A 14,128-nucleotide genomic window follows, 5' to 3' on the forward strand; every position below is an offset into this window, starting at 1 on the left:
TACGAACGGAGTGGCATGCACACATTTCCGCAGTCCGGGTCACGCCGACGCCTACTCGTCGCGCTGCCCGCCATCGCCCTCGCCGCCACGTCGCTGACCGTGACTGGCAGCGCGGCCGCCCAGACGTCCGGCCCCGCCCGGGCAACCATCGGGGCGGACGACTACTACATCAACTACGCCGAGCCGGAGGTCCAGCCGGACACGGCGGGCAAGGAGGTCAAGGGCAAGGACGGGGTCTACACCAGCCCGGTCGACGCGGCGCGGGCCTACGACCGCAAGTTCGCGGGCGGCAACCCGAAGGCCGCCCGGGAACTGGCCAAGCTGGAGGCCAAGGCGATCAAGACGGGGCAGAGCCCCCGCCAGATCAAGCAGGCCAAGGGCACCCAGACCGCCAAGCTGCTCACCCTGCTGGTGGAGTTCAACGACAAGGCGAACGACGACTTCACCAACGTGTACGTGCCCAAGACGGTCTTCGAGGACCGGAGCTGCGTCCTCGGCACCGTGCAGAACGGCCCGAAGCACAACACGATCCCCAACCCGGCGAGCCTGCCGCACAAGGACAACAACTCGATGTGGGTGCCGGACTTCTCCCCGGCGCACTACGACAAGATGCTCTACACCAAGGAGGGCATCACCGATCGGGTCCGTACGGACCTGACCGGGCCGGACGGCAAGCCGGGGATCGACATCTCCGGGCGCACGATGCACAACATGTACCTGGAGATGTCCAAGGGCGCGTACACGGTGGACGGCGAGGCCAGCCCGTGGATCACCGTGCCGCACTCGGAGGGCTGGTACGCGGCCTCCCGCTGCTTCCAGGACGAGAACGGCAACTGGGTCGCCGGTCGTGAGCAGTCGATGAACGGCCACCCGGACAACCCGCAGGGCGCCGGCCGGCTTGCCACCGACGCGGTGGACGCGCTGGCCAAGATGCGGCCGGACTTCCCGTGGGCCGACTACGACATCGAGGACCAGGGCGACGCCGACGGCGACGGCAACGTCAACGAGCCGGACGGCGTGATCGACCACCTGGTGCTGGTGCACGCCAACCAGGGCAAGTCGCGCGGTGGCGGCGACGTGGGTGTCTACTCGGTGTGGGCGCACTCCTCGACGGTGGCCGGCGGCTACACCATCCCGGGCACCAACAAGAAGGTCGCGAACTACATCGTGCAGCCGGAGGACGCCGGCGTCGGTGTGTTCGCCCACGAGTTCGGTCACGACCTCGGCCTGCCGGACCTCTACGACACCTCCGGCAACGCCGACTCGGACGTCGACTTCTGGGACCTGATGGCCTCGGGTTCGCACAGCGGCGAGATCTTCCAGGCGCTGCCCACCCACATGGGCCTCTGGGACAAGTGGGTGCTCGGCTGGGCCGACCCGTTGCAGCTGAACCCGGGCGACGACCCGCGTGACGTGCAGCTGGGCCAGACCTCCAACACCCCGGTCGGCACCAAGGACGGCATCAAGATCAACCTGCCGAACAAGGTGATCACCCTGGCACAGCCGCACAGCGGGGCCAACATGTGGTACTCCGGCGCCGACCAGGACTGGGCGGACGTCAAGCTGAGCCGCACGGTGACCGTCCCGAACGCCGCGGACGCGAAGTTCTGGATGTGGAACAACTACGTCATCGAGGCGGACTGGGACTACGGCTTCCTGGAGGTCTCCACCAACGGTGGCGCCACCTGGTCGGAGCAGAAGGTCTACGACGCCACCGGCAAGCTCGTCAGCACCAACGACGGGTACGCCGACCCGAACGGCCGGATGGTCGACTACGGCAACAAGAAGTACGGCCTGACCGGCAGCACCGGCGGCTGGCGCCACGACTACGTCGACCTGTCGGCGTTCGCCGGCCAGACCGTCCAGGTCCGGCTGCGGTACGCCACCGACGAGGCGTTCGTGGAGCGCGGCTGGTTCGCCGACGACTTCTCGGTCACCGGCGGCGGCGCCACCACCTGGAGCGACGACGTCGAGGGCGGCGCCAACGGCTGGACCCAGACCGGCGGCACCTTCACCGACACCACCGGCGCCGGCTGGCACGTCGACGGCGGCACCCAGGTCAAGGCGCACTACTACCTGGCCGAGTGGCGCAACTTCGACGGCTTCGACAAGGGCCTGAAGTACGCGTACGACACGGTCTACTCGCACGAGGCGTGGAAGGTCGACAAGCTCTCCTACAACGCCCCGGGCATGCTGGTGTGGTACCGGGACACCGTGCTCGGCGACGTCAACCACGTCACCGCGCAGATGACCGCGCTGCCCAGCTACGGGGCCAAGGGCGGGCTGCTGATCGTCGACTCGCACAACGACCCGCTGCGCCGGCAGGGCGAGGCGGCCGTCAAGGACCCGTCGACGCTGGACAACCTGCCCAGCCGTCCGCAGTCGTCCAACGCGGCCTTCTCGCTGGGCTCCACGTACCCCTTCAAGGAGTGCCTGGAGGCGGCCGGCGAGCCGTACAGCGAGTACTGCACCAACTTCGCGGCCCAGGGTCCGGTGCGGGCGTTCAGCGACGCCAAGGGCTGGTACCCGGGCATCGAGATCCGCAACGGCTCCGCGTACGCCCGGGACAACGACGCGTCGGTCGTCATCCCGTCGCGGGGCAACGCGAAGTACACCACCCGGGTGACCAACCCCGACGGCACGCCGGCCACGGCGTACTACGGGGCCACCCTGGGCGGCGGGGCGATCGTGCTCGGCACCGGCAACCCCGGTGACGCGGGCGTCGCGTACGGCGTCACGATCACCATCAAGCGGGCGGCCGCGAACAACTCGTACGCCACGGTGTACGTGACCCCGGCAACCCCGTGACCTGACACGCCGAGGGGCGCGTCGGACCACACGACGGGGCCCGTCTGGAGCACACTGCTCCGGACGGGCCCCGTCCGTCTTACGCGCCGGCAATTTTTCTCCGCAACCGTGTGACATTTTCGCGGCCTCCTGCGCTCCCCTTTGGGGACCTCATAATCACCGTTACTCAACGTGATCGTGGCCAAAACGTAATGTGAATCGGCGTCGCAGCGCTGAATGCTTTCGCCCGGATTTGCCCCGGAATCAAGGCCTACTCATCAGGTGATTGACCGATGACAACGATGCAAACACCTGTCATTGTGAGTGACGCATGACATGACACTGATGGTTCTGGCTGTCTCTGTCATGTAACAGATCCACAAAGGAGGAGGACCTTTGAGGAGACGAGTCACAGCGGGCCTGGCCTCGGCCGCGGCCGCGCTGCTGGCAGCCGGTGTCGTCACGGCGCCGGCGTCCGCCGCCCCGGCGGCGGAGCCCACCCCCGGCGCCGACAAGGCGAAGCACGGCAAGGACAACCTGCCCGATCCCAAGGCGGATCAGCAGCGGGAGCTCAAGAAGCAGGCGATCTCGAACCTGCTTCAGGGCAAGGCCAAGCTTCAGACGCGCAACGGCTCGAAGGTCATCCAGGTCAAGGACGACCTGTTCGTCGAGTACCAGCAGGCGCCGAAGGAAGACCCCATCTTCACGATGCTGGTCAACTTCGGCACCAAGACCGACCCGCGCGCCGGCGGCTCCGCCGGACCGGTGGTCAACCAGATCCCGGAGCCGGACCGCAACTGGGACGGCAACTCCACCGACGACAACAGCACCCTGTGGCGCTCCGACTTCCACCGCGAGCACTACATGGACATGTTCTACGGTGAGGGCGAGTCGTTCCGGGACTTCTACCTGAAGCAGTCCGGTGGTCGTTACACGGTCAAGGGCGACGTCAGCGACTGGATCACGGTGCCTTACAACGAGGCCCGTTACGGTCACAACGACGACCCGAACAACCCGAACGACAACATCTCCGAGGCCGAGGGCTACTGGAACTTCGTCCGGGACAGCGCCACGTCCTGGTACCAGACCCAGGTCGCGGCCGGGAAGTCGGCCCAGGAGATCAAGGACTACCTCAAGCAGTTCGACGTCTGGGACCGGTACGACTTCGACGGCGACGGCAACTTCAACGAGCCCGACGGCTACATCGACCACTTCCAGGCGGTGCACGCCGGTGAGGGCGAGGAGGCCGGCGGCGGCGCCCAGGGCGAGGACGCCATCTGGTCGCACCGCTGGGCGGCGTTCACCAACCTCGAGGGCAAGGCCGGTCCGGCCGGCAACCTCGCGGGCGGTGTGCAGATCGGCGACACCGGGCTGTGGATCCGTGACTACACCACGGAGCCGGAGAACGGTGGCCTCGGCGTCTTCGCGCACGAGTACGGTCACGACCTCGGTCTGCCGGACCTGTACGACACCCAGGGCGGCGACAACGGCGTCGGCTTCTGGAGCCTGATGTCCTCGGGTTCGTGGCTCGGCCACGGCACCGACGACATCGGTTCGACCCCGGGCTACATGGACCCGTGGTCGAAGCTCTTCCTGGGCTGGCTGAACCACACCACGGTCGACTACGGCAGCGGCAGCACCCAGGTGACCCTGGGGCCGGCCGGCGACAGCGACGGGCCGAAGGCCCAGGCGGTCGTCGTCAACCTGCCCGACCAGACGCAGACCACGAACTACAACACGCCGTTCGGCGGGTCGTACGAGTGGTGGGGCGGCAGCGCGGACGACCTGAACACCTCGCTCACCCGCACCCTGGACCTGACCGGCGCGACCACCGCGTCGATCACCTCCAAGCTGCAGTACGACATCGAAGAGGACTACGACTACCTCTACGCGGAGGTGTCGACCGACGGTGGCGCCACCTGGGCCGACCTGAAGAACAACCTGGTCGACGCGGGTGACAGCGGCATCGACGGCTCCAGCAACGGCACCTGGGTCGACTCGACCTACGACCTGTCGGCGTACGCCGGCAAGTCGGTGCTGTTCCGCTACCGGTACGCCACCGACGGCGGCGTGCACTTCGGCGGTCCGTTCCTGGACAACATCTCGCTGACCAAGAACGGCGCGGTCGCCTGGACCGACGACGCGGAGACCCTCGCCGCGGAGTGGACCGCCAAGGGCTGGACCCGGATGGGCGGCTCCGTGACCGACAGCTACCCCCGCTTCTACATCGCCGAGAACCGGACCTGGTTCGGTTACGACGACACGCTGCGGACCGGCCCGTACAACTACGGGTTCGCCAGCCGCCCGAACTGGGTGGAGCACTTCTCCAACCACCAGGGCATGCTGGTCTGGTATGTGAACTACGCCTACGGCGACAACAACACGTCGGCCCACCCGGGCTACGGCTTGAACCTCCCGGTCGACGTCCGCCCGGGCAGGATCCAGGTCGGCAACCAGGGCAACATCACCAACCGGCGCAACGGCTACGACGCCACGTTCAGCCTGTACGCCAAGCCGGCGCAGACCTTCCACAAGAACGACGTGGCGGTCACCGTGCCTCAGCTCGACCCGAACCCGGTGTTCACCGACAGCGGGGTCAACAAGTACTGGACCAGCAACAACCCGTGGAACTCGGTGAAGGTCGCCGGCACCGGCACCAAGATCGAGATCCTGCAGCAGGGCACCACCCCGACCAGCGACATGGTCGTCAAGATCACCAACTGATCGGGTAGCACCAGACGGAAGGGGCCGGTGGCGGCGACGCCACCGGCCCCTTTCGCGTACCCCCGAAACATTTCGTCCCAGCTCACCCCACCCGATCGACCGATCCTGATGTGACGGAGAGGAGCGTTCCCATCAAAAACTTGCTACAAATCGACGCGCCTGTCTTCCCACGCGTCACGGGACTGTCTATCTTCACCAGTGGTCCCACAAGTGGGACCGTCCACCGGCCCGTACCCCCGTAGGGCCGGTTCCCTCACACCGGAGGTACCACGTGCGCAAAGTCGCAGTGGGTCTGCTCGGGCTTTCGCTGACGGCGACGGGACTGGTGGCGGGCTCGGCCGCCAGCGCGGCGCCGACCCCGAAGCTGCCGGCTGCCGCTCCGGCGGCGGCCGAGCCGCAGGCCCCTCACGATCTGCCGGACAAGCTCGAGGACAAGCGGCGGGCACTCCGCCAGGAGGGCCTCAGCGAGGTTCTGTCCGGCCGGGCCAAGGCCCAGAAGATCAACGGCAGCACCGTCGTCAAGGTCGGCGAGACCGCCGGCGGCGCGGCGGCGGCGGCCGGCGCCCGGACCGCCAGCAACAAGGCGGGCAAGAAGGACCAGTACGTCGAGCTGGCCCGGGAACGGACCGACAAGATCTTCGTGATCCTCGCCGAGTTCGGCGACGAGCGCGACCCGGCCTACCCGGACAAGGACACGAACCCGGACATCGCCGGTCCGACCCGGTTCGACGGTCCGCGGCACAACGAGATTCCGCAGCCCAACCGGGCCGTGGACAACTCCACCGTCTGGCAGGCCGACTACAGCGCCGACTACTTCCGGCAGCTGTACTTCGGCACCAAGCCGGGCGACGAGTCGCTCAAGCAGTACTACGAGGCCCAGTCGTCCGGCCGCTACACGGTGGACGGCGAGGTCACCGACTGGGTGAAGGTCAAGTACAACGCCGCCCGGTACGGCCGCTCGGACGACCCGATCGCGGACGACTCGGACGACCCGGCCAACGACCCGGCGGTCTGCGCGGACAACGTCTGCCCGAACACCTGGGACCTGATCCGCGACGCCGCCAACCAGTGGGTCGCCGACCAGAAGGCCAAGGGCCGCACCGACGCCCAGATCAAGGCCGACATGCAGTCGTTCGACCAGTGGGACCGGTTCGACTACGACGGCGACGGCAACTTCAACGAGCCGGACGGCTACATCGACCACTTCCAGATCGTCCACTCCGGCGGCGACCAAGCCGACGGTGACCCGCACCAGGGTGAGGACGCCATCTGGAGCCACCGGTGGGCCGCGTACAACACGTCCCGCGTCGGTCCGCCGAACTTCCCGATCGGCGGCACGCAGATCGGCAACACCGGCGTCTGGATCCGCGACTACACGATCCAGCCGGAGAACGGTGGCCGCAGCGTCTTCTACCACGAGTACGGCCACGACCTCGGTCTGCCGGACGACTACAACGTCATCAGTGGTGGGGACAACAACAACGAGCACTGGACCCTGATGGCCCAGAGCCGGCTCAGCGGCAAGAACGACGCGGGCATCGGCGAGCGCGGCGGCGACCTCGGCGCCTGGAACAAGCTCCAGCTCGGCTGGCTCGACTACGAGGTGGTCAAGGCCGGGCAGAAGCGGGACCTGAACCTGGGCCCGCAGGAGTACAACTCCAAGAAGGCGCAGGCCGCGGTCGTGGTGCTGCCGCAGCGGGAGTACACCTTCCAGTACGGCGCTCCGTTCGAGGGCACGAAGCAGTACTTCTCGGGTAACGACGACGACCTGAACAACACCATGACCAGGACGTTGGACTTCACCGGGAAGACCTCGGCGGCGCTGTCCATGAAGGGGCGCTTCAACATCGAGACCGGCTACGACTACCTCTTCTTCGAGGCGTCGACGGACGGCGGCAAGACGTGGAACGCGCTGAACGGCACGGTCAACGGCAAGCCGATCCCGCCGGTGTCCAACACCGACCCGACGCCGGGCCTCACCGGCAGCAGCGCCGGCAAGTGGGTGGACATCAACATCCCGATGGACGCGCTGGCCGGCAAGGTCGCGCAGTTCCGCTTCCACTACCTCACCGACGGTGGGGTCTCCTCCGGCGGATTCTTCGGTGACGCCATCACCGTGACCGCCGACGGCCAGACCGTGCTCAGCGACGGCGCCGAGGCCGGTGCCGGGGACTGGGCGCTCGACGGCTGGAGCATCACCGGGGAGAGCTACACCCGGCTCTTCGACAACTACTACATCGCCGGCAACCGGTCGTACGTCTCGTACGACAAGTACCTGAAGACCGGCCCGTACTTCTTCGGCTACGCGAACACCCGCCCGGACTACGTGGACCACTACGCGTACCAGGAGGGTCTGCTGATCTCGTACTGGAACCTCCGGTACGCGGACAACGACACGTTCGCCCACCCGGGCGAGGGTCGTAACCTGATCATCGACGCGCACCCGCGGCCGATCTACAACCTGACCGGCGCCCCCTGGCGGGCCCGCGTCCAGGTCTACGACGCGCCGTTCGGCCTGAAGAAGGCGGACTCGTTCACGCTGCACATCAACAGCCAGCCGCAGTACATCCGTGGCCAGGCCGCGCAGCCGCTGTTCGACGACACCAAGCAGTACTGGTACCCGGAGCTGCCGAACCACGGCGTCAAGCTCCCGGCCGCCGGTGTCAAGATCAAGGTTCTCCAGCAGGACGGCACCTCGATGAAGGTCCGCTTCTCCTGAACCGCTGATCACCGCTACACCCCGCGATGCCCGGGCAGGTCACCTGCCCGGGCATCGCCCTTTCCGGCCGCGGCCTGTCCGGTGCCGTCCCGGAGAATCCCCTGATCCTCGCGACCTGCGGGGCCACCCGCGCGGCGCCCGCCCTAGGCTGTGCCCCATGACCGACCAGCGCGGCGGACCCGTCGACGAGTCCTGCGTCCTCCCCGAGGGGCCGTGGACACACCGGTTCGTCGGCGCCAACGGCAGCCGCTTCCACGTCGTCGAGGCCGGCACCGGCCCCATGGTGCTCTTCCTGCACGGCTTCCCCGAATACTGGTACGCCTGGCACGAGATGCTGCCGGCGGTCGCCGACGCCGGCTTCCGCGCCGTCGCGGTGGACCTGCGCGGCTACGGCGCGAGCGACAAGCCACCCCGGGGGTACGACGGCTACACCCTCGCCGCCGACGTGGCCGGGCTGATCCGGGCCCTCGGCGAACGGTCGGCCACCCTGGTCGGCAGCGGCGCCGGTGGGCTCATCGCCTGGACGGCCGCCTCGTTCCACCCCACCCTGGTACGGCGGCTCGTGGTGCTCGGCGCGCCGCACCCGCTCCGGCTCCGGGCCGCCATCTTCGCCGACCCGCGCGGCCAGTTCACCGCGTCCACGCCCACGCTGAAGTTCCAGCTCCCCCGCTACGAGCACGTGCTGACCCGCGACGACGCCGCCGAGGTCGAGGCGATGCTGCGCCGGTGGGGCGGGCCGCGCTGGGTGAACAGCCCCGACTTCGACGCGTACGCCCGGTGCTGCCGGGTGGCCATGCAGATCCCGCAGGCGGCGTTCTGCGCCATGGAGGGCTACCGCTGGGCGTTCCGGTCGGTGCTGCGGCTGCACGGCTACCGGTTCGTCCGGCTGATGCAGAAGCCGCTGACCACCCCCACCCTCCAGCTGCACGGCGCGCTCGACCGGGCCTCACTGCCCCGCACCGCCCAGGGCTCCGGCCGCTACGTCACCGCCCCGTACGAGTGGCGGCTGCTCGACGGCGTGGGCCACTTCCCGCACGTGGAGGCCCGGGACCTGGTCCTCGGCGAGATCCTGCGCTGGACGAAATCCTGACTCAGACCCGCTGCTCGCGCAGGTCGGTCACCTCGTTCGCGGGCGCCCAGCCCTGGTAGACGCCGAAGTCGAACGCCTCCAGCCCCATCTTCTGGGCCACCGGCCAGCGGCCGCCGGTGTATTCGACGCGCAGCCACCCGTCGTGCTCGGCCAGCACGATGAACGGCTGGCCCTGCCAGGTGCAGGTGGTCCGCACGTACGCCAGGTCCTCGATCTCGGCAGCCGGCACCACCCGGACGTGCCGGCCCGGGCGTACCTCGGTGAAGCCCTCGCCCGGCTCCGGTCGGTACAGGCGGACGTCGCCGCCGTCCGGGCTGGCCTGGTACTCCCGGCCCCGCCAGCGGGCCACGTAGCCGTCGCGGGTCACGCCTCGTCCGCCTTGACCCAGAGCAGCGCGTCGGTGTCCAGCACCGCCACCACCCGCTCGCTGCGATCCGCGCCGATCCGCCACAGCTCGGCGCCGTGCGGCAGCCGCGCGCTGTCCACCTTGAACTCGGCGACCACGTCGCTGCTCTCCCCCGGGGCGAAACCGTTGCCGCGGAACGGGGGCCGCTCGATCACCCAGCCCTCCATCGCCCGCATCGCGCCCTCGTTCTGCCCGCCGTAGGGGATCCGGTAGAGGCTCGGCCGGTAGGCCGGCCAGCGCAAGACGTAGATCTCCTCGGCATCACGGGAGAACGGCGAGCCGGGGTGGCCGAGACCGAGCGCGTCGTACAGCTCGGCCGGGGTGCGGAGGTGGGCCAGCTCGCCGGCCCGGTGCACGAAGCCGGAGACCCGGTCGTAGCCGCGCTCCAGGTAGTAGGCGAGCTGGCTCGGGGCGATCGCCTTCTGCATGGTCACGGGGCGGGTCGGGTCCACCGCCGGCGGGGCGGGCCGGGGCTCGGCCGCCGGCGCCGGTGCGGCGGCGGGCGGCTCCGGCTCGGTCTCCGGGTCGTCACCCAGCCCCACCTCGGCGGCCCAGTTGGCCAGCGCGAGAACCTGCTCCCCCGGGTACGTCGCCCCGACCGGGGTGCCCGGGTTCACGGCGAACGACCAGCTCACGTCCGGCCAGCGGCGGATGAGCTGGACGAACTTGACCCGTACGGTCTCGGTCGGGCGGCCGGTCCGGTCCGCCAGCCGCTCGGGCGAGGTGTAGACGACCACGTACGTCCCGCCGTCGATCTGCTCGGTGCACCAGACGAAGCCGGGGTCGCCCGGCCGGCTGCCCGCCACGGAGTCGGCGGCGACCGGAAGCAGCACCCGGGCCAGCAGCAGGGTGGTGAGGAAGCTGTCGGTGCTGCCGCCGCCGGCCGCGCTCAGCAGGTCCTCCTCCACCTCGTTCGCCGGCACGAAGTCGGCCTCCCGGGGACCGTCCACCGGGGACGCGGCGGAGCCGTCGGTCGTCGGTCTTTCCGGCACGGGACCGGCCGCGGTTGCGGGGGGGAACACCGACGTCGTCGGCTCGCCCGCGCCAGCGGCCGGCGCGAACACGGACGTGGCCGGCTCGTCAGCGGCGGCGGTTGGCGCGAACACCGAGGTGGTCGGCGCGTCAGTGGCAGCGGCCGGCGCGAACACCGACGTCGTCGGCTCGTCCGTGGCGGCGGCCGGCGCGAACGGCGGCACGTCCGCCCGCGCGGGCCGCTCGAACAGGGGAACGTCCGGCGGCGCGGGCGGCTCGGGCAGCGGCGCCGTCGGCTCGTCCCCGGAGCCGGCAGGGGTGAACAGCGACGAAGGACCCGGGTCCGACCCGTGCGGCGCGGCCCGGCCGGACAGCGGCACGGTCGGCTCGGCCGGCGGGTCGACCGGCATCTCCGCGGCGGGAGCGGCCCGGAAATCGGACGACCCGGCGGCGGCACGATCGAGGGTCGGCGACGGCGGTGGGTCGACCAGCAGCGGCATCGTGGGGTCGGTGGGACCGGCCCAGGGCGCCGCCGTAGCGCCGTCGCTCGGTGACACGGCCGGCGCCGTGGCCGACGCCATGGCGGAGGCGGCGGCGGGCACCGTGGGCACCGCGTACGGCTCGGGCGGCGGAACGGCGGCGGGGCGCGGCGCCGGCTCGGTCAGCTCGCGGGACTCGATGACGGTGCCCTCGATGACGATCGGGGTGAAGCCCCGGCGCGACGCGGGCGGGCCGGACACCGGCTCGGCGATCGACGGCGGAAGCTCCTCGGCCTCGGCGACGTCGGCCGGACCGGGGATCGGCTGGGTCTGCTCCTCCGGTTCGGGGTCATCGCCCGTGCCGGGGCGCCGCCGGGGCAGCGCCTGGGTGGTCTCCGCGGCCGGGGCGGCGGGGCGGAACGACCGCTGCGGTTCCGCCCCGCTCGCCGGGGTCGGTTCGGCGGGGTCCACCCGGAACGCCTGCGTCGGGTCCTCCGGAACCGGCTCGTTCAGCGGCCGCCGGCGCGGGAACGGCTGGCCGCCGCCGGCGAACCGGGAGGGCGGCGTCGCCCGGTCCCCGCCGCGGCGCGGGGCGTCCAGCGGCGAGGTCCGCCGGGGCGAACGGCCGGAGGTGGGCTCGAAGAAGGACCGGGCGGGCGGCGGCGCGGGTTCGACCGACCGGCCGTTGGTGGGGCCGGAGCGGCCGGCGTCGGCGAACGGATCCGGCTCGTCGGGACGTCGGCGCAGGTCGGTGAGCCAGCCGTCGAGATTGTCCGCGCCCGGATCGCTGCCGGCGGGGCCGGTGGGCCGTGCGTCGTCCAACGTGCGGCGGCCGAGCGGGCGGGCCGGACGGCCGTTCGCCGGGTCGGGGTGGCGGGACGGTGACGGGGCGGCCGCGTCGGCCGCGCCGGGGACGGCGGGCCGGGTGCTCGGGGCGGGAACGGTCGGGATCGGGACGGTCGACGGCTCGCCGGCCGGCTCGGGTCCACTCCGGGCCGGCGGGACCCGCCCTCCGGCCGCCGGGGAAACGGGCGGCGGGGGGACGTCCCGGCCGGGCGCGGACGGGCCACCCCGGGCGGCCCGGGCGGCGCTCTCCACCCGCTCCAGGCGGGCGCGGGCGCCCATGGTCCGGCCCGGCAGCCGGACGTCGCCCCGGGCGAGCTGGGCGACGAACCAGGCCGGCAGGTAGCCCTCGACGGGCAGCCCCGGATTGACCGCCAGCCACCACTCGTGGTTGGGCCAGTCCGCGGCCAGGTCGGCGTACGGGACCCGGCGGGTGGCGCCGGCGTTCTCGCCCAGGCAGGCGTGCAGCGCGGCGGCGGAGGTGAAGGCCAGCACGTGCGTGCGGCCACCGGTGGTCCAGGTGCCCCAGCCCACCGGGCCCCGCCCGGCGGGCTTCTCCGCGGCGACCGGCAGCAGCAGATCGACGCGGGTCAGGATGCGGAAGTAGAGCTGCTGGTCCTGTGCGCGGAGCGCATCCCGCATCGCCACCTCGGCCTCGGTGGCCGGCTCCCATCCGGTCACGGCCACCTCTCCTTCCGCGCACAGGCCACAGGCATCGCCTACAACCTACAAGGTGGTAACAAGATCACAATGCCTGGCCATCGGCGGTCGGCCGGGTCGTCGGCGAGGCGCTAACATCCCGTTCCGGAGTCGACACGATACGGAGGCCGTCGATGTCCCGGCCCACCGCGCGCCCGGCCCTGGCCGTTCTGGTGACCCTCCTGGTCGCCGGGTTTCCGGCCGCCCCGGCGGCGGCCGCGCCGTCGGCCTGCGCCGCGCCGCCCGCGCCGGCCCGCCCCGTCGCGGAGCAGCCCTGGCCCCAGCAGCGGTACGCGCCGGACCGGCTCGCACCTCTCGCCACCGGTGCCGGGGTGGTGGTCGCGGTGGTCGACTCCGGGGTGGACCGGTCCCACCCGCAGCTCGCCGGCCGGGTGCTCGACGGGGTCGACTTCCTCGACCCGGGCGGCGACGGCACCCGGGACTGCGCGGGGCACGGCACCGGCGTGGCGAGCATCATCGCAGCCGCGCCCCGGCCGGGTGTGGCCTTCCGCGGGCTCGCGCCGGACGCGCGCATCCTGCCGGTACGCGTCAGCGAGCAGCAGGTGGTCGACGGGCGGGAGTCGGGGCGTACGGTCGGCGCGGCCGACTTCGCCCGGTCCATCCGCTGGGCGGTGGACCACGACGCCGACGTGGTGAACCTCTCCGTCGTGCTGTACGCGGACGACCCCGCTGTGCGCGCCGCGATCGCCTACGCGGTCCGGCGGGACGTCGTGGTGGTGGCCGCCGCCGGCAACCTGCACGACAGCGGCGACCCCCGCCCGTACCCGGCCGCGTACGACGGGGTGCTCGGGGTGGGCGCGATCGGGGCGGACGGCACCCGCGCCGCCTTCAGCCAGACCGGCCCGTACGTCGACCTGGTCGCTCCGGGCGGCGACGTGCTCATGGCGGCGCCCCGGCAGGGTCACCACCGGGCGGAGGGGACGAGCTACGCGGCGCCCTTCGTGGCCGGCACCGCGGCGCTGGTGCGGCAGTACCGCTCCGAACTGGACGCGACCCAGGTCGCCCGGCGGATCGTGGCGAGCACCGACCCGGCCCCGGGACGGGCGGACGGTTACGGCGCGGGGGTGCTGAACCCGTACCGCGCGGTGACCGAGTCGACCGGTGGGGCGGTCGCTGGCCGGGAAACCGGGGCGGCGCTCCCGGTCGACCGGCCGGACGCCGCGGAGCTGGCCCGGCAGGCACGCAGGACGACGGCCCGGGACCGGGCGCTGCTGGTGGCGGGCGCGACCGGGGCCGCCGCCCTCGTGGTGGTGCTGCTGGCCGTGGTGCTGCCCCGCGGGGCCCGCCGCCGCTGGCACCCGGCCGGCCCGGCCTGACCGGGCCGGAACGGACGCCACCCGGCCCGAACGGACGCAGCCCGGCCGAAACGGACGCAGCCCAGCCGGAAC

7 protein-coding genes are annotated in these 14,128 nt (G+C 71.4%); 5 read left to right on the plus strand and 2 right to left on the minus strand.

Annotated elements, in window-relative coordinates:
- Window positions 1-15: 15 nt before the first annotated feature.
- The 4 genes from FXF50_RS12390 (at window position 16) to FXF50_RS12405 (ending at window position 9,320) form a co-directional block, all read left to right on the plus strand.
- Window positions 16-2,808 carry an immune inhibitor A domain-containing protein gene (locus FXF50_RS12390; RefSeq protein ID WP_148427361.1) on the plus strand — a complete coding sequence of 931 codons (2,793 nt, stop codon included), beginning with the start codon at window positions 16-18 and terminating at the stop codon, window positions 2,806-2,808.
- 375 nt (window positions 2,809-3,183) lie between these two features.
- Window positions 3,184-5,511, plus strand: coding sequence for an immune inhibitor A domain-containing protein (locus tag FXF50_RS12395; protein ID WP_148427362.1), 2,328 nt, complete (start codon window positions 3,184-3,186; stop codon window positions 5,509-5,511).
- 286 nt (window positions 5,512-5,797) lie between these two features.
- The gene (locus tag FXF50_RS12400) at window positions 5,798-8,230 is read left to right on the plus strand and encodes an immune inhibitor A domain-containing protein (RefSeq protein WP_148427787.1); all 2,433 of its coding nucleotides are present in this window, start codon (window positions 5,798-5,800) and stop codon (window positions 8,228-8,230) included.
- A 157-nt stretch (window positions 8,231-8,387) separates the two neighbouring features.
- Window positions 8,388-9,320 (plus strand): alpha/beta fold hydrolase, encoded by a 933-nt coding sequence (locus FXF50_RS12405; RefSeq protein ID WP_148427363.1) that lies wholly within the window; start codon window positions 8,388-8,390, stop codon window positions 9,318-9,320.
- A gap of 1 nt (window position 9,321) precedes the next feature.
- Here FXF50_RS12405 and FXF50_RS12410 read toward each other — a convergent pair whose 3' ends face one another.
- Together FXF50_RS12410 and FXF50_RS12415 are read right to left on the minus strand one after the other, a co-directional pair.
- A complete protein-coding gene (locus FXF50_RS12410) occupies window positions 9,322-9,687 on the minus strand; it encodes a hypothetical protein (RefSeq protein WP_148427367.1) in 366 nt (121 codons plus the stop codon).
- Window positions 9,684-12,701, minus strand: a complete 3,018-nt coding sequence (locus FXF50_RS12415; RefSeq protein WP_148427369.1) for an SseB family protein — start codon at window positions 12,699-12,701, stop codon at window positions 9,684-9,686. Before FXF50_RS12415 ends, FXF50_RS12410 begins: the two co-directional genes overlap by 4 nt.
- 152 nt (window positions 12,702-12,853) lie before the next feature.
- Here FXF50_RS12415 and mycP point away from each other — a divergent pair, with 152 nt between their 5' ends.
- Window positions 12,854-14,056, plus strand: a complete 1,203-nt coding sequence (gene mycP / locus FXF50_RS12420; protein WP_148427371.1) for a type VII secretion-associated serine protease mycosin — start codon at window positions 12,854-12,856, stop codon at window positions 14,054-14,056.
- Window positions 14,057-14,128: the final 72 nt, after the last annotated feature.

The organism is Micromonospora sp. AP08, assembly GCF_008085935.1.
Taxonomy (GTDB): Bacteria; Actinomycetota; Actinomycetes; order Mycobacteriales; family Micromonosporaceae; genus Micromonospora; species Micromonospora chersina.